Origin of the sequence: Streptomyces finlayi (genome assembly GCF_014216315.1) — a bacterium.
In the GTDB taxonomy this organism is placed as follows: domain Bacteria; phylum Actinomycetota; class Actinomycetes; order Streptomycetales; family Streptomycetaceae; genus Streptomyces; species Streptomyces finlayi_A.
In genome coordinates this window covers 4,366,751-4,383,789 of record NZ_CP045702.1, presented here as the reverse complement: position 1 = coordinate 4,383,789, position 17,039 = coordinate 4,366,751, and the positions used below count along the sequence as shown (strand labels likewise).

The window sequence follows — 17,039 nt, the reverse complement described above, 5'->3', positions numbered from 1 at the left end:
ATTCTTCAGCGGCGTCCGGTTCTTGAGCGGTGCGTCCGAGGGAGCGGCGGGGTGAGGCGGGTGCCGGTGCGTCGGCAGCCGCCTCCGTCCTGGAAGCCCCGGCCGGGCCGGTTCGGCCGGCGCTAGGTCCTGTCTGGAGTTCCAGCGCGGGAGAAGGAGCGGCGTCCGGTGCCGTCGAATCCAAGGCGGAGGAGGGAGCGATGGCGGAGCCCTCGCGACTGACGACAACGCCGGAGGCGGCGGTGCCGGACGCCGCGACGCCGCGGGGGAACTCCAGACAGGACCTAGTCCCAATGCCGTTCGGTTAGCCGTCCGGTGGGCTTGGCAATGCGTTGATCTCGATGTGGACGGTGGTCCTGTGGGTGCGGTGGTCGATGTTGCGGCCGACGGCGCGGTACTTGGAGCTGATCGCTCGTTTCTTCACGCGGGGCCGGGACCGGTCTCGGCGGGCGGGTAGGAGGCCGTTGAGTATGGCGGTGCCGATCCGGCCGACGAGGTCGATCCTGGTGTGGGGGATGATGCCGGCGGCACGGATGATCTGGTCACGTGCCGTGTTCAGCGCGATGGTGAATGCGGTGCGGTCGGGGTCGATGTTGGGCCGGTGCAGGACGGCGTCGCTCATCGCGGTGCGTAGTGCCTGGTAGGCGACCAGAAGCGCCCAGGTTTCCTGGGTGACGGCTGCCGGGTAGCGGCCGCGCAGGACTCTGCCGCCGAGGATGGTCGATTTCAGCTCGCAGTAGCTGGTCTCGATCTCCCAGCGTTCGCGGTAGAGCCTGACCAGAGCGGTGGCGGGTGCCTCGTCGGGGTCGAGCAGACTGGTGACGAGCCGGTAGGTGCTGTGGGTGGCGGGACGCTTGTCGGCGCCGTCGGTGGGGGCGAGGGTGATGGTGGCGTCGATGACGCGGACGGTGACTTCGCCTATGCGGGACAGGAACGTTCCGTCGGGCAGACGACGCAGGATCGGCAGCTTGAGCGCGGTGCTGTGGGTCTTGGCGCGGATGAGGAAGTCCGCGCCCGTGGACGCGACCGTGCGCACGAAGGCGGTGGCTGAGAAGTTCCGGTCACCCAGAAGCAGCGTCCCGGGCCGTAGTGCTCCGGTCGTGCCCGCGGTGGTGATCAGGTCTCGGGCGTAGGTCAGCTCGCCGGTCGCGTCGGTGCCGAAGACGGCGTCCATGAGGGTTCGGGTCCCGCAGGCCACCAGCGTGACCAGGCGCAGCATCGGGTATCCGGCCGGCCCGTTCTGTCCTGCCTTCGCCTTGGGGAACACCGCGAGGTTCGCGGGTGTGTCCGGCAGGGCGAGCTGGGTTCCGTCGATCGCGACGACCAGCCTGCCCGCGAACCGTGTCGTCTGTGTCGCGGTCACCGCTGCGGGGCCTTTGACCAGGTCGAACAGTGCTTTCAATGGTTTGGGGCCGACCCGTCGCATCGCGGCCGTGATCGATGAACCCGCTGGCACGGGCAGCGGCGCGGGCAGTGAGGCGGTCAGCCGGGACCAGATCCCGGTCCAGCCGAGCCCGGTGAACAGTGCGCCTGCGAGCAGGAGGTAGACCACCACCCGCGACGGCAGCCGTCGAACCCGCTGCTGCAGACCACCTGCGGATGCGAGTGCCTCGTCGACGAGATCGAACGGGACAACCTGGGTCAACTCGCCCAAGTGCCCCACGGCAAAGACACCGGGGGCATGCGTAATGACAGAATCAGACACTGCAGCCCTTGTGGAGGAACACGAGTCTTGGCGGACCCGAGAACCACTACAGGGGCTGCACCCGTATCACCAGCCGAAACGCCGAGAGTTTGCGCCGCTGACCGAACCCCTAACCGAACGGCATTGGGGCTAGTCCTTCGGCAGGACGAAAGACGCTCGCTGGAGAGGCTCTCCCGGAGCCCTGGCCTCCAGGAGATAGGTGCCGGGGCCCGCCTCCGTCGTCGGGGCGGACGCGCACCGGGGGCTGCTCTTCCTGCGGTCCCACTCCACCGTGTGGACGATCGTCGCACCCGCCGGGACCTTCAGGTACAGGTGGCCGGGCCCGGCCGGGCAGTCCTCGGAGGACCAGATCCGGTCGTCCTCGCCGCCGGCCTCCGTGATGGTGAGCACCGTGTTCTTCGGGCCGAGGTCGGCCTTGCAGGCGGAGGCCGAGGTGTTCTTGGCGATCAGCCGGAACACCGGCTTGTCGTCGGGGCCGTAACTGACCGCCGACTTCAGGCTCAGCGTCAGCGCCGCGGGCTTGCAGTCGGGGAGCGACGAACCGGCCGGCACCTGTTCGGCACCCGAAGCGGACCCCGAGGCGGACCCCGATGAGCCGCCGGAAGCAGAGCCGGAAGCGCTGCCCGAAGCACCGCCGGAACCAGCCGCACCGCCCGAACCGCGCGGCTCCGTATCGCCGTTGCTGCCGTCCGAGCCCGCGTCCTCGCCGGAGCCGGACTCGTCACGTCCGCCCGGCTGTTGGCTGATCGCGGGGCCCGAGCCCGAAGGTCCGGGTGTGATCGAGGGGGCGGGATCAGGGCCGTTGGCCTTCGCGTCACCCGTGTCCCCGTTGCCTCCGCCGGAGGTGACGGCCCATACGACCAGCAAGGCGAGCAGCGCGATCAGCGATGCCGCAACTGCCCTCCGTCGCCAGTAGATGGAGGAGGGAAGCGGCCCGACCGGATTGCGCATAGATCCCACGGCGCAAACTCTACGAGAGATCCGGCCCGACTCCCGCCCCACCCGCCGCTCCGATCACCAAGTTTTGCTGATCATCATCACGGAACGTCTCAAAACGAGGTGCCGGGCGCGGGCACAGGGGGACAGAACGGGTGGCGTCGTCATCCGCTGGGCGCTCCGGGAGTGCGACACCCCTGCGCCCGTGACCATCGCCCGCCCTTCCATGCCAGGATCGTCGGTGCGATGACTGCCACGACTTCGACACACACGCCCCCCGCATCCCTCCACACCCCCGTCATCGGGTGGTTCGAGCAGCACGCCCGCGATCTCCCCTGGCGCCGCCCCGAAGCGGGCGCCTGGGGTGTGATGGTGAGCGAGTTCATGCTGCAGCAGACCCCGGTGAGCCGCGTTCTCCCCGTGTACGAGCAGTGGGTGGCCCGCTGGCCGCGCCCCGCCGACCTGGCCGCCGACGCGCCGGGGGAAGCGGTCCGTGCCTGGGGCCGCCTCGGCTACCCCCGCCGGGCCCTGCGCCTGCACGGGGCCGCACAGGCGATAACGGAACGGCACGGCGGCGACGTACCGAGCGGGCACAACCAGTTGCTGGCACTGCCCGGCATCGGCGAGTACACGGCGGCGGCCGTGGCCTCGTTCGCGTACGGACAACGCCACGCGGTGCTCGACACGAACGTCCGCCGGGTGTTCGCCCGCGCCGCGGCCGGCATCCAGTACCCGCCGAACGCGACCACCGCCGCCGAGCGCAAGCTCGCACGGGCGCTGCTCCCCGAGGAGGACGAGCGTGCGGCGCGCTGGGCCGCCGCGACGATGGAACTCGGTGCGCTGGTGTGCACCGCGAAGAACGAGGACTGCTCGAAGTGCCCCATCTCCGGGCAGTGCGCCTGGCTGCTGGCAGGTAAGCCCGCACACCAGGGGCCGCCGCGCCGCGGGCAGACGTACGCCGGTACGGACCGGCAGGTTCGGGGACGGCTCCTTGCCGTCCTGCGCGAGACGGTGGCACCGGTCGGGCAGTCCGCGCTCGACGCGGTGTGGGACGAGCCCGTACAGCGGGCGCGGGCACTCGACGGACTGGTCGCCGACGGACTGGTGGAACCGCTGGCGGACGGCCAGTACCGGCTGCCGCTGACCTAGCCGGATCGAACCTGTCGCTGTTACACAACCGATGGGCAGCCGTGCGTCCGCGTATGGCTGCTCCGGACAGCCTCGTGACAACGCCTCCGTAGCGTCTCCGACAGCAGTGAAGACGGGGATCCACGGGGACGGAGGCGGTTGTAATGGCGCAGGGCGAGGTGCTCGCATTCGAGGACTACGTACGTACCCGGCAGGACGCCCTGCTGCGCAGTGCACGGCGTCTCGTTCCCGACCCCGTGGACGCCCAGGACCTGTTGCAGACCGCTCTGGTGCGTACGTACGGCCGCTGGGACGGCATCGCCGACAAGTCCCTCGCCGACGCCTACCTGCGCCGCGTCATGATCAACACGCGTACGGAGTGGTGGCGGGCCCGCAAGCTCGAAGAGGTCCCCACCGAGCAGCTTCCCGACGCGAGCGTCGAGGACGGTTCGGAGCAGCGCGCCGACCGTGCCCTGCTCATGGACGTCCTGGGCGTGCTGGCTCCCAAGCAGCGCAGTGTCGTCGTACTGCGACACTGGGAGCAGATGAGCACGGAGGAGACGGCCGCGGCTCTCGGGATGTCGGCGGGTACGGTGAAGAGCACGCTGCACCGGGCGCTGGCGCGACTTCGTCAGGAACTGGAGAGCCGTGAGGCGGCGAGCCAGGAGGCCCGCAGCCGCGAGGCAGCCGCGAACCGTACGGCCGGAGCGCCGGTGCGTGCGCACACACCGGCGCCGCACGACGGGCGTCACGACGAGCGGGGGCGGGAGCGGTGCGCGGCCTGAGACACAGCGCTGACGGCACGGACGGCGGCGGCGCACCGGACGGCGGGCGTGGAACGGCCCGCGCGGCGCGCGGGCGCACCGGGGTCCGTGCCGGACTGGCGGCGAGCAGCACGGCGATGGCCGGGCTCGCCGCCTTCGCGCTGTTCGGCGTCAGCTGCTCCGCGGGCGGTACGGGCACGCGGGACGAGGGACCGGCCGGTTCGCAGGCGGTCGCCCAGGTCTCGCCCTCGCTCGCCTCGCCCGCGACGACGGCGCAGCCCACCCGGCGGGTGAACGCCGTGGCGCTCCTGAAGCGGGACTCCAAGGTGAGCCCACAGGTCAGTCTCTCTGTTCCCTTCGGGTGCGCCTTGCTGGCGTGAAAACATGGCTGCGGCGCCTGCCCGCCGATGCCGGTAGCTCGTTGGGACGTTGAGCCCGTAGGTCAGTCTGGTGCCGGGGCCGCAGAGGGGCCACGCACTGTTGCCATCGAGCACGCCGGTCAGATTCTCGCTCCCCCCGCGGCCCCTTGGGCAGGCGTCATCCCGTACGGATCAAGGCTTGGGAGTGGCGCATGAGGGACACCGACGACAGTGGTGGCATGGAGGAGATCGAGCAGGCCGAGGAGCTCGTGGCCCGTGTCGCGGCGATCGATATCGCCAAGGCGTCGGGCATGGTGTGTGTGCGGATGCCGCACGAGGACAAGCCCGGCAAGCGCGTGCAGCGGGTCTTCAACACCGTCGCGACCAGCGGCGCGATCCTGGACCTGGCCGACCACCTGATCTGCCAGGGCGTCACCCGGGTGGTGATGGAGGCCACCTCGACGTACTGGAAGCCGTACTTCTTTCTGCTGGAATCGCGTGGTCTGGAGTGCTGGCTGGTCAACGCCCGTGACGTCAAGAACGTCCCCGGCCGGCCCAAGACCGACCGCCTGGACGCGGTCTGGCTGGCCAAACTCACCGAACGCGGCATGCTCCGGCCCTCGTTCGTGCCCCCGAAACCAGTCCGTGAACTGCGCGACCTGACCCGGGCCCGGGCGGTCATGACCCATGAGCGCACCCGCCACAAGCAGCGCACCGAGAAACTCCTCGAGGACGCCCAGATCAAGCTGTCCACCGTGATCTCCGACATCTTCGGCGTCTCCGGACGCGCGATGCTGGAAGCCCTGATCGCGGGCGAACGCAGTCCGAAGGCGTTGGCGGACCTCGCCCACGGCACGATCAAGGCCAGCCACGCCACCCTGGCCGAGGCCCTGACCGGCCGATTCGAAGAGCATCACGGGTTCATGTGCCGGATGCTGCTGGACACCGTCGACTACCTCACCGTGCAGATCGACAAGCTCACCGCCCGTATCACCGTGCGCCTGGCCGAGCTGTCCACCGCCGAGGACGGCGAAGGCCCCGGACAGGGCACCCTCATGCCGATCACCGACACCGAGCGCCTCGACGAGATCCCCGGCGTCGGCCCCCATACCGCGCAGGTCATCCTCGCCGAGATCGGCCCGGACATGTCGGTCTTCCCCACCGCCGGACACCTGGTGTCCTGGGCGAAACTCTCCCCGCGCACCCTCCAGTCCGGTGGCAAGAACACCTCCGGGCCCACCGGCAAGGGCAACCCCTGGCTCCGCGGCGCCCTCGGCGAAGCAGCGATCTCCGCCGCACGGACCGACACCTTCCTCGGCGCCCGCTACCGCAGGATCGTCAAACGCCGAGGCCACATGAAAGCCCTCGTCGCCGTCGCCCGCTCCATCCTGGTGTCCGTCTGGCACCTCATGAACGACCCGACCGCCCGCTACCGAGACCTCGGAGCCGACTTCCACACCCGCAATCTCGACCCGAACCGCAAGAGCCGAGACCTCGTCCGCCAACTCAAGGCCCTCGGCCACGACGTCACCCTCACCCCGGCAACCGCCTGACACACGAACCCACCCGCACCGCACCGAAACAGCCCCCCGACCGTCACCGCCGAGGGGCTACCCCGCCATACCCACCTGACCGTTGAGTTTTCCGGTCAGGGGCGATCTGCGGCCCTGCTCCGGGGATGAGTACCCCGTCGACACCTCGTACGGATCACTGACCGACGGCCCTGCGGCCGACGTCGTGGTCAACGTGCTGACCTGCGGTGATTCGGTCGGCCTCGGCACCTATGTCTACCGGCCGCGCGACGACGGCTCGTACGAGAACGTCTTCGCGGCCGAGATGCCCGCGGTCTACGGCACGATCGACCGCGGTGATCTGGTGGTGACGACGCAGGTGTACGGATCGAAGGACTCGGTCGCGTACCCGTCCGGCGAGGAAGTGATCACCTACCGCTGGGCGGACGACCGGTTCAGCGAGCGCGACCGGGTGCACAACGACTTCAACCGGGCCGTCAGCAGTGGGGTGGGCGAGCTCCCCGCGCAGGTCGAGCCGTCCAGGAACTGACCGACAACCGACCGTACGGAAAGCAGTCGCATGGCCGAGACCCACGTCCTCTTCGTCGAGGACGACGACGTGATCCGCGAGGCCACCCAGCTCGCGCTGGAGCGGGACGGTTTCGTCGTCACCGCGATGCCCGACGGCCTCTCCGGACTAAAGGCGTTCCGGGCCGACCGCCCGGACATCGCCCTCCTCGACGTGATGGTGCCGGGGCTGGACGGGGTGAGCCTGTGCCGGCGCATCCGGGACGAGTCGACCGTGCCCGTGATCATGCTGTCGGCACGCGCCGACTCGATCGACGTGGTGCTCGGCCTGGAGGCCGGGGCGGACGACTACGTCACCAAGCCGTTCGACGGCGCGGTGCTCGTCGCCCGCATCCGTGCCGTGCTGCGGCGCTTCGGTCATGCGGCCGGGAGGGGCGGGCAGCAGGGCGGCACGGGCACCGAGTCGCCGTACGGGGTCGGCGGACTGCTCGTCTTCGGTGACCTGGAGATCGACACCGAGGGCATGGAAGTACGCCGCGAGGGCCGGCAGGTGGGCCTCACGCCCACCGAGATGCGGCTGCTGCTGGAGTTCTCCGCCGCACCCGGCACCGTGCTCTCGCGCGACAAACTGATGGAGCGGGTATGGGACTACGGCTGGGGCGGGGACACCCGGGTCGTCGACGTCCATGTGCAACGGCTTCGGACCAAGATCGGGCAGGACCGGATCGAGACGGTCCGCGGCTTCGGTTACAAGCTCAGAGCATGACGGGGCGGGCCCTGCGGACCGGAGTCCGCTGGAAGATCAGCATCGCGATCGCCGCCGTCGGCGCGCTCGTCGCGGTGTCGCTGAGCCTGGTCGTCCACAACGCGGCACGTGTCTCGATGATCGAGAACGCGCGCGAGGTCCAGCTGGAGCGGCTCCTGTTCGCGCAGCGGCTGTACGAGGCGACGAACGCCAAGAACAAGACGCCCAAGTTCGGTGCGAAGCTCAACGACCCGTCGATGCCGCCGAGCCTGCGCGACGAGGTCCGCGGCAACCGCCGTGCCACCCATGTCGACGAGTACGACAACGGCGTGCCCGACGTCTGGGCGGCCGTCCCCCTGGCCAACGGCGACATCCTCTCGCTGCACACCTCCTTCGCCGACCGCAGCGCCACGATCATGAGCGACCTCGACCGGGCTCTGATCATCGGCTCGCTCTCCGCCGTGGTGGGCGGCTCCGCGCTGGGTGTGCTGATCGGCGGACAGCTGTCGCGCCGGCTGCGCAAGGCCGCCGCGGCGGCGGGCAAGGTGGCGCAGGGCAATACGGAGGTACGGGTCAGGGAGGCCGTCGGCGGGGTCGTCCGCGACGAGACCGATGAGCTGGCCGGGGCGGTGGACGCGCTCACGGACGCGCTGAACGAGCGCATCGAGGCGGAGCGCCGGGTCACCGCGGATATCGCCCATGAGCTGCGTACGCCGGTGACGGGGCTTCTCACGGCGGCCGAGCTGCTGCCGCCGGGGCGCCCCACCGAGCTCGTACGCGACCGGGCGCAGGCGATGCGGACGCTGGTGGAGGACGTGCTGGAGGTCGCCAGGCTGGACAGCGCGTCGGAACGGGCGGAGCTCCAGGAACTGCAGCTGGGGGAGTTCGTCACCCGGCGGATCGCCCTGCTGGGCCCCGCCGTCGTGGTGCGGGTGATCCACGAGTCGTGGGTCTCCACCGATCCCCGGCGCCTGGAACGCATTCTGGGCAACCTGCTGGGGAACGCGGCCAAGCACGGGGCCTCGCCGGTGGAGGTCACGGTCGAGGGCCGCGTGGTGCGGGTACGCGACCACGGGCCGGGGTTCCCGGGGGAGCTGTTGCGGGAGGGGCCGAGCCGGTTCCGTACCGGGAGCAGCGACCGGGCAGGGCAGGGGCACGGGCTGGGGCTGACGATCGCGGCGGGCCAGGCGCGGGTCCTGGGCGCGCGGCTCACGTTCCGCAACACGGCACGGGAGGACGGGGCCGAGGGGGCGGGCGGCGCGGTCGCCGTGCTGTGGCTTCCGGAGCACGCGCCGACGGACACCGGCAGTTTCCCGGTCCTCAAGGCGGTGGAGCAGCGCCGTCCCGACGGTCTCCGTAAGCGGGACCGGGTCCGGAGGCAGCGGGCGGGCTCGAAGGACCGGGCCCGTCCGGAGACCGAGGGCAAAACGGGGACCGGGCGGGCCCGGTGACCTTCCCGGGTGCGCCCATCAGCGACCTCCTGACGATGCACGCCGGCATGTTCGCCCTCAGAGACGTCGAAGGCGACCCCGAGGAGAAGCGAAGTGCTGTCCTCGAGGTCGCCTTCGAACTGGTCACCCAGGCACACGACCCGGGTCCTCACGCATAGGTCCGCGTCAGAGAGAGACCTGCACCGAGCGGAGGAACGCGACCGGGTTGAGCGCGGAACCGTAGTTCGGGGTGGTCCGGATCTCGAAGTGGAGGTGCGGACCACTGGAGTTTCCGGTGTTGCCGGACAGGGCGATCTTCTGGCCCGTCTTCACGGTCTGGCCGATCTTCACGTTGATCGTCGACAGGTGCGCGTACTGCGAGTACTTGCCGTTGGAGTGCTTGATCACGACGGCGTTGCCGTACGCGGGGCCGTCGCCGCCACCGTTCGGGCCTGCCTTGACGACCGTGCCGGCGTGCGCGGCCTCGACCTTGGTACCGACCGGGACGGCGAAGTCCTGGCCGGAGTGCTTCGCGGCCCAGCGGGCGCCGCCGGTGCCGTAGCTGGCGCTCAGCGTGTACTTCTCGACGGGGGCCTCCCAGGAGGAAGCGTTCTTCTTCTTGGCGTTCTTCTTGGCGGCGGCGTTCTTCTTGGCGGCGGCGGCCTTCTTGGCGGCGGCGGCCTTCTTCTCCACCGCCTCCTTCGCCTTCGCCGACTTCTCGGCCGCGGCCTTCTTCGCGGACGAGGCCGCCTTGCTCTGCGCCTCGGCCTGCCTGGCGACGGAGTCGGCGGCACCCGCGAGAACCGCGGTACCGGTGGTGTTGGCCGTACCGGAGGCCGCGAACGCCGCGCCCGCACCGAGCACCATCGATGCACCCACGGAAGCGGCGACCACGGTGCCACGGACTCGGGACAGGGACGGGCGGGCGGACTGCTGGAACGTAACGCGCTTCGACATACGGGGAAGTCCTCCGGTGGTGAGGTGAACCGGCGTTCTGCCGGACGTGCTCCACCTTGGTAACCCGCACCCCCATCCCGGTTCAAACACCTCATCTACGAAGAAAAGCCGTAGCAGGGGGGCCGGGAATTCGTTGCCGACGGTCCCATCGGCAGCCCCTCGCGACGCTCCGGAAACTATGGTCGGGATCGGGTTTAAGCCCAGTTCGAAACAGCCCCAAACGGACAAGGGGCGGCCTTCCGGGCACATCAGGCTGTTTCGCCCGACGATCCCTCGCCATCCGGGCCGAAAGCCCCTCCCGCGACACGGCCACTCCTCCTAAGGCGGCTAGTAGGCCCCTGAGGGGCTGTGCGCCTTGTCACCGCCGGTGGGCCCAAAGGCTGTCCGTTTCGGGACCTTCGGCCTGCGGGCTGACTACGCTGACGGGAAAAGCAGGCAAGCGCGGGGGGACACCATGGCCGACGGCGACACCGACGACATCCACGACGCCCACGACGCCCACGACGCCCACGGCATCGAACTCGCCGACGCCGTCGAGTCCATCCGCAACCAGCTCATCGACGCCGCCACGCGCGCCACGGGGCGGCCCGTCTCCTTCGAGGTCGGTGACATCCAGATGGAGTTCACGCTGGAGCTGCGCAAGGAGGCCAAGGGCGGCGCGAAGGTCAAGGCGTGGGTGGTGGAGGCGGGCACCGACGCGTCCCTGTCGACGGCCCGCACCCACAAGGTCGCGTTCACGCTGACCCCGCGCAACGCGGTGACCGGCGGCGCCTGGGAGATCGGGCACGAGGACCCCGGCGGCACGGACCACTTCGGCCGGGGCCACGGGCAGGGCCGCCCGTGAGGGACGTACAGCCCGGGGACCGCACGGTCGTGGTGCTGGGCACCGGTTCCGTCCAGGGCAGCGGGGTCCTGCTCACCGGCCGGCTGGTGCTGACCTGCGCCCATGTGGTCAGGGGCAGCGGCCGGAGCCGGGTGGCGCATCCCGGCCTGACGGGGCACAGGGAGGCGACGGTCGCCTGGATCGACCACGACCGGGATGCCGCCCTCCTCCTCACCGCGGAACCGGTGCTGGCCGTCCCACCCGTACGGATGGGCACCCTCGACAGCGGCCAGGCGCTCCACGACTGCGAGATCACCGGCTTCCCCGCCGTCCAGCGGTACGGCCCGGGGGGCCATCTGGAGACCGACCAGTACACGGCCACGGTCTTGCCGATGGCGGGCCGGATGTGCAGCCTGATGGTCTGCGAACTCGACGGCCCGCCCCCGGCCACCGACGAGCACGGTGTCCCCGCGCTGCGGGGCCTGTCCGGGGGCCCGGTCTTCGCCGGGGACGTCCTCCTCGGGGTGGCCCGCCAGATCCCCCGGCAGCGCGGCGGCAGCCGGGTGGAGTGCGTCCCGCTCTCCTCGCTCTCCTCCCGGCCACTGCACACCCTGTACGAGCAGACCACCGGCACGCGCCTGCGGTACGAGAAGGTGCACGGCCAGCACCCCAGGGACCGGCAGTACGAGGAGGAGTACGCGGCCTCGGTCGGTGCCGCCTACCGGCGTACGAAGGTGTTCGGTCTCGACGAGCTGAACAGGAACGAGACCGAGTGGGACCTCGACACCGCGTATCTGAGTCTGGAGGCCCAGCCTCCCGACGACAGCGCGGGGCAGCACACGCCGTCGGTGCCGCAACGCATCGACGCCCTGCTCTCCGACCGCCCCCGGGTGCTGCTGCGGGGCAACGCCGGCGCCGGGAAGACCACCCTGATCTGGTGGCTGGCCGCACACGCCGCGGCGCGCACCCTCCCCCGGCGGCTGGACGCCCTGAACGGCCTGGTGCCCTTCGTCGTCCCCCTGCGCACCCTGCGCGCCCGGGGCGGCACCTTCCCCGGGCCGGCCGGGCTGCCCGCCGCTGCCCGGCTGGTGATCGACGACCCGCCGGACGGCTGGTCGTCGTCCCCCTGCGCACCCTGCGCGCCCGGGGCGGCACCTTCCCCGGGCCGGCCGGGCTGCCCGCCGCTGCCCGGCTGGTGATCGACGACCCGCCGGACGGCTGGGCGGGCCGGGTCCTGGCGTCCGGCCGCGCGCTGCTGCTGGTCGACGGCCTGGACGAGGTCCCGCCGGACGACCGCGACGAGGCCCGCGACTGGCTGGCCCAGTTACTGGAGCGCTACCCCGACGTCCGGTGCGTGGCGACCGTACGCCCACTGGCGGTCGCTCCGGACTGGCTGAGGTCGCAGGACTTCGAGGAGCTACGGCTCCTGCCGATGCGGAACGAGGACATCCGGTCCTTTGTGGGGGCGTGGCACCGGGCCGCCCGGCTGGACGGTGACGACCATGAGCACCTGACCGAGCTGGAGCAGGACCTCACGCACCGTTTCACCCAGAACACCGCCCTGCGCGACCTCGCCCGCACTCCCCTGCTCTGCGCCGTGATCTGCGCCCTGCACCGCAGGCGCCAGGGATTCCTGCCGGAGACTCGCTGGAAGCTCTACCGCTCGGCGCTCGACATGCTGCTCGGCAATCGCGACAAACGCCGGAAGATCGACGCCCCCGAGGGCATCACGATGGATGTCGAGGAGCAGATCCAGCTGCTCCAGCGCATCGCGGTGTGGCTGGTGCGCGAGGGGCAGTCGGAGTTCTCCCGCGACCAGGCCCTGCGCCAGCTCGCCCGCGCCCTGTCCGGCATGGAACGCGTACGCGCGCAGGGCCCCCCGGAGGCGATCCTGACGCACCTGCTGAACCGCAGCGGTCTCCTCCAGGAACGCACCGACGACACCTACCAGTTCGCCCACCGCACCTTCCAGGACTTCCTGGCCTCGAAGGAGCTGGTCGAGGACGACCACCTCAACGAGCTGCTGGGGCACGCGGCCGAGGAACAGTGGCAGGACGTGATCCTGCTGGCCGCCGGGCACTGCGGACGGCGCGAGCTGCCGCTCCTGGTCACAGGGCTGCTCGATGCGGGCCTGGCGGAGGCGAAGGGCTCGCTCGCCCGTACACAGCTCCATGTGCTGGCGGCCCTGTGCGAGCAGCATGCGACCTGGCTGGACGGGTCGGTCAGGGAACGCGTCCGCCGGCACACCGCGGACCTCTTCCCGCCCCACGGATTCGAGCACGTGCCGGTCCTGGCCAGGCTCGAGACGGCGGCCCTGGCCCTCTTACCGGCGCCGGGCAGTGTCCCGGAGGACACGGACACCCTGTTTCAGGTGACGCGTCTGATCAACGCGGTCGGCGGGGCCGAAGCCGTCCCGTACGCGCGGGAGTGGGTGGAGGCGTACCCGTCCACCGGTCCGGACTTCGCGCGGGGCTGGTCCCAGTACCCCGCGGAGCCGTACGCGAGAGAGGTCCTGACCCGGATCGATCCGCGGAGCACCGTGCTGCCGGTCGCCACGACGACCCAGCTCGCCTCGCTGCGCCACACGCCCGCGCTGGTCTTCGTGGAGTTGCTCGGCCCCTTCACGGACACCGATCTCGGATCGTTCGCACAGGCGGTCCGTCCGAGGCTGGTGCGCCTGGCGTTCAACTCCGTACTCACGGACCTGTCCTTCCTCAACGCCTGTGGGGACCGGCTCACCGTGCTGTCCATCAAGGAGTGCCCCCGCATCGCGACCCTGGGGCCCCTCGTCGGTCTCAGTGCGCTCACAGATCTACTACTGGACGCCCAGGAGCTGCCCCATCACGCTCTGGAGCCGCTGGGCTCGCTCAGCAGCCTGCGCTCACTGACGCTGACCTCGATGTCGGCGGACCGTTTGGGCGACCTCCCCACGCATCCGCTGGTCACCAGCCTGACGCTCCAGCTCAACCGGCCGTTCGAGATGGCGGGCCTCGATGCGTGGAAGGGACTGACCTCGCTCAAACTGCACAACGAATCCCCCACCACCGGGCTGTCCAGGGCCCTGAGCACCAGTCCCGGCCTCTCCGACCTCGAACTCTCGGCGCCCGCGCTGCACCAGCTCCTCGCCGGGGAGCCCCTCCCCCACATCACCGGCCTGGGCTTCGAGTCCCTGCACGGCAGCGAACTCGATGCGATCGTCAGGACGTTTCCGTCCCTGACCTCGCTCCGGATACGGCTCGGACCGAATCCGCCGCACCCACTCGATCTGGCTCCCCTCCGGGCCCTGCCCGGCTGCCGGGTCACCGTCAACGGCGCGCATTCGGAGATCGTCGGCGACGAGGGCGTCGACGTCACGCTCTGACCGGGCAGCCACGGAAAAGGGGCTGCCCCGGAACCGGTGAACGGTCCGGGGCAGCCCCTTCGTACCTGCTGACTACGACGCCGTCAGACGTCCTTCGTCATGTTCGGGCCGGCGCCGCCTGCCGCCTGCTCGATCGGAGGAACGTCGGGCAGTGCCGACTTCTCCTCGCCGCGGAACGAGAACTTCTTCTCCTCGCCCTCGCCTTCCGTACCGACGACCACGATGTGACCGGGGCGCAGCTCACCGAAAAGGATCTTCTCGGAGAGGATGTCCTCGATCTCCCGCTGGATCGTCCGGCGCAGCGGCCGGGCGCCCATCACGGGGTCGTAGCCCTTCTTCGCGAGGAGCGCCTTGGCCTCGGCACTGAGCTCGATGCCCATGTCGCGGTCCTTGAGACGCTCGTCCACCTTGTCGACCATGAGGTCGACGATCTGGATGATGTCTTCCTCGGTCAGCTGGTGGAAGACGACCGTGTCGTCGACGCGGTTGAGGAATTCGGGCCTGAAGTGCTGCTTGAGCTCTTCGTTGACCTTGACCTTCATCCGCTCGTAGTTCGTCTTGACGTCGCCCTGGGCGGCGAAGCCCAGGTTGAAGCCCTTGGAGATGTCCCTGGTCCCGAGGTTGGTCGTCATGATGATGACCGTGTTCTTGAAGTCCACGACCCGGCCCTGGGAGTCGGTCAGGCGACCGTCTTCCAGAATCTGGAGCAGGGAATTGAAGATGTCGGGGTGGGCCTTCTCGACCTCGTCGAAGAGGACGACGGAGAACGGCTTGCGGCGCACCTTCTCGGTGAGCTGTCCGCCCTCTTCGTACCCCACGTAGCCGGGGGGCGAACCGAAGAGACGGGAAACCGTGTGCTTCTCGCTGAACTCCGACATATCGAGGGAGATCAGTGCGTCCTCGTCGCCGAAGAGGAATTCGGCGAGCGTCTTGGAGAGCTCGGTCTTACCGACACCGGACGGACCGGCGAAGATGAACGAGCCACCGGGGCGCTTGGGGTCCTTCAGGCCGGCTCGCGTACGGCGGATCGCCTGCGAAAGGGCCTTGATGGCGTCCTTCTGCCCGATGACACGCTTGTGGAGCTCGTCCTCCATGCGCAGCAGACGGGAGGACTCCTCCTCCGTCAGCTTGAAGACCGGGATGCCGGTGGCCGTGGCCAGGACTTCGGCGATGAGCTCGCCGTCGACCTCGGCGACGACATCCATGTCGCCGGCCTTCCACTCCTTCTCGCGCTTGGCCTTCGCCGCCAGCAGCTGCTTCTCCTTGTCGCGGAGAGACGCCGCCTTCTCGAAGTCCTGGGAGTCGATCGCCGACTCCTTGTCGCGACGGACACCCGCGATCTTCTCGTCGAACTCGCGGAGGTCCGGCGGCGCGGTCATCCGGCGGATGCGCATCCGGGAACCGGCCTCGTCGATCAGGTCGATCGCCTTGTCCGGCAGGAAGCGGTCCGAGATGTACCGGTCGGCCAGCGTCGCGGCCTGGACCAGCGCCTCGTCCGTGATGGAGACCCGGTGATGGGCCTCGTAACGGTCGCGCAGGCCCTTGAGAATCTCGATGGTGTGCGGCAGCGACGGCTCCGCGACCTGGATGGGCTGGAAGCGTCGCTCGAGAGCGGCGTCCTTCTCCAGGTGCTTGCGGTACTCGTCGAGCGTCGTGGCACCGATGGTCTGGAGCTCGCCTCGCGCCAGCATGGGCTTGAGGATGCTCGCGGCGTCGATCGCGCCCTCGGCGGCGCCCGCACCCACCAGGGTGTGGAGCTCGTCGATGAACAGGATGATGTCGCCGCGGGTGCGGATCTCCTTGAGGACCTTCTTCAGACGCTCCTCGAAGTCACCGCGGTAGCGGGAACCCGCGACCAGGGCGCCGAGGTCAAGCGTGTAGAGGTGCTTGTCCTTGAGGGTCTCGGGCACCTCGCCCTTGACGATGGCCTGTGCCAGGCCCTCGACGACCGCCGTCTTGCCGACGCCGGGCTCGCCGATGAGAACCGGGTTGTTCTTGGTACGGCGGGACAGCACCTGCATGACCCGCTCGATCTCCTTCTCACGCCCGATCACCGGGTCGAGCTTGGATTCACGAGCGGCCTGGGTGAGGTTCCGGCCGAACTGGTCGAGCACCAGGGACGTGGAGGGCGTGCCCTCCGCGGGGCCGCCTGCTGTGGCCGCCTCCTTGCCTCCCGAGTACCCGGAGAGCAGCTGGATGACCTGCTGCCGCACCCGGTTCAGGTCGGCGCCCAGCTTCACGAGGACCTGGGCTGCGACGCCCTCGCCCTCGCGGATCAGGCCGAGCAGGATGTGCTCGGTGCCGATGTAGTTGTGGCCCAGCTGAAGGGCCTCGCGGAGCGAGAGCTCCAGGACCTTCTTGGCTCGGGGGGTGAAGGGGATGTGTCCGGACGGGGCCTGCTGGCCCTGACCGATGATCTCCTCCACCTGCTGGCGGACCGCCTCGAGCGAAATCCCGAGGCTCTCCAGGGCCTTAGCGGCGACACCCTCACCCTCGTGGATCAGGCCCAGGAGGATGTGCTCGGTGCCGATGTAGTTGTGGTTGAGCATCCGGGCTTCTTCCTGAGCCAGGACGACAACCCGCCGCGCGCGGTCGGTGAACCTCTCGAACATCGTTAATCGCTCCTCAGAGCGGTCAGGCAGTAAGGGGTCGGTCCCCTCCCTGTCCTTCCGCAGCTTAGTCCCGCAAGCGGGGACCGCTCATTCCAACTGCCGACACCCGTTCTTGGCCTCCTGCCCGGAACGCCGACAACTGCTCCAACCCGATGGTGGGAGACGATGTTCCCGCAGGCC

The 17,039-nt window shown here is 69.9% G+C and carries 13 protein-coding genes and 2 pseudogenes; 11 read left to right on the top strand and 4 right to left on the bottom strand.

The genetic code is table 11. The features are described from left to right. Positions 1–304: 304 nt before the first annotated feature. Together F0344_RS20340 and F0344_RS20335 are read right to left on the bottom strand one after the other, a co-directional pair. The gene (locus F0344_RS20340) at positions 305–1,663 is read right to left on the bottom strand and encodes an IS4 family transposase (RefSeq protein WP_258050263.1); all 1,359 of its coding nucleotides are present in this window, start codon (positions 1,661–1,663) and stop codon (positions 305–307) included. Between the two features lie 171 nt (positions 1,664–1,834). Beyond that, entirely contained in the window at positions 1,835–2,656 is an 822-nt protein-coding gene (locus tag F0344_RS20335) for a hypothetical protein (RefSeq protein WP_258050284.1), read from the bottom strand. A gap of 231 nt (positions 2,657–2,887) precedes the next feature. Between F0344_RS20335 and F0344_RS20330 the strand changes: the two genes are divergently transcribed. The 8 genes and pseudogenes from F0344_RS20330 to F0344_RS20295 all read left to right on the top strand — a co-directional run. Further along, complete coding sequence (locus F0344_RS20330) at positions 2,888–3,790, top strand: A/G-specific adenine glycosylase (protein WP_185300132.1); 903 nt, start codon at positions 2,888–2,890, stop codon at positions 3,788–3,790. Between the two features lie 143 nt (positions 3,791–3,933). After that, complete coding sequence (locus F0344_RS20325) at positions 3,934–4,554, top strand: SigE family RNA polymerase sigma factor (RefSeq protein ID WP_185300131.1); 621 nt, start codon at positions 3,934–3,936, stop codon at positions 4,552–4,554. Further along, positions 4,542–4,913 (top strand): hypothetical protein, encoded by a 372-nt coding sequence (locus F0344_RS20320; RefSeq protein WP_185300130.1) that lies wholly within the window; start codon positions 4,542–4,544, stop codon positions 4,911–4,913. Before F0344_RS20325 ends, F0344_RS20320 begins: the two co-directional genes overlap by 13 nt. 191 nt (positions 4,914–5,104) lie before the next feature. Continuing rightward, positions 5,105–6,445, top strand: a complete 1,341-nt coding sequence (locus F0344_RS20315; protein WP_258050003.1) for an IS110 family transposase — start codon at positions 5,105–5,107, stop codon at positions 6,443–6,445. A 94-nt stretch (positions 6,446–6,539) separates the two neighbouring features. Beyond that, positions 6,540–6,953 (top strand): annotated as a pseudogene (locus tag F0344_RS20310) (hypothetical protein); the annotation flags it as partial. A 30-nt stretch (positions 6,954–6,983) separates the two neighbouring features. After that, on the top strand, positions 6,984–7,697 hold the full coding sequence (gene cseB, locus F0344_RS20305) for a two-component system response regulator CseB (protein ID WP_185300129.1): 714 nt from the start codon (positions 6,984–6,986) through the stop codon (positions 7,695–7,697). Continuing rightward, positions 7,586–9,127 (top strand): two-component system sensor histidine kinase CseC, encoded by a 1,542-nt coding sequence (gene cseC, locus F0344_RS20300; RefSeq protein ID WP_374940161.1) that lies wholly within the window; start codon positions 7,586–7,588, stop codon positions 9,125–9,127. Before cseB ends, cseC begins: the two co-directional genes overlap by 112 nt. A 17-nt stretch (positions 9,128–9,144) precedes the next feature. Further along, positions 9,145–9,285: pseudogene (locus F0344_RS20295) on the top strand (TetR family transcriptional regulator); the annotation flags it as partial. A 7-nt stretch (positions 9,286–9,292) separates the two neighbouring features. Here the strand turns inward: F0344_RS20295 and F0344_RS20290 are convergent. Further along, entirely contained in the window at positions 9,293–10,063 is a 771-nt protein-coding gene (locus F0344_RS20290; RefSeq protein ID WP_185300127.1) for a M23 family metallopeptidase, read from the bottom strand. Positions 10,064–10,517: 454 nt separating this feature from the next. Here F0344_RS20290 and F0344_RS20285 point away from each other — a divergent pair, with 454 nt between their 5' ends. From F0344_RS20285 to F0344_RS20280, 3 genes are read left to right on the top strand one after another with little or no spacing between them, the layout of a single operon-like run. Further along, positions 10,518–10,907, top strand: a complete 390-nt coding sequence (locus F0344_RS20285; protein ID WP_185300126.1) for a trypco2 family protein — start codon at positions 10,518–10,520, stop codon at positions 10,905–10,907. After that, entirely contained in the window at positions 10,904–12,085 is a 1,182-nt protein-coding gene (locus F0344_RS35980; RefSeq protein ID WP_258050023.1) for a serine protease, read from the top strand. The genes F0344_RS20285 and F0344_RS35980 overlap by 4 nt, the downstream gene beginning before the upstream one ends. Next, complete coding sequence (locus F0344_RS20280; RefSeq protein ID WP_374940160.1) at positions 11,998–14,247, top strand: NACHT domain-containing protein; 2,250 nt, start codon at positions 11,998–12,000, stop codon at positions 14,245–14,247. Before F0344_RS35980 ends, F0344_RS20280 begins: the two co-directional genes overlap by 88 nt. A gap of 83 nt (positions 14,248–14,330) precedes the next feature. Here F0344_RS20280 and F0344_RS20275 read toward each other — a convergent pair whose 3' ends face one another. Beyond that, a complete protein-coding gene (locus F0344_RS20275; protein WP_185300125.1) occupies positions 14,331–16,859 on the bottom strand; it encodes an ATP-dependent Clp protease ATP-binding subunit in 2,529 nt (842 codons plus the stop codon). Between the last annotated feature and the right edge of the window lie 180 nt (positions 16,860–17,039).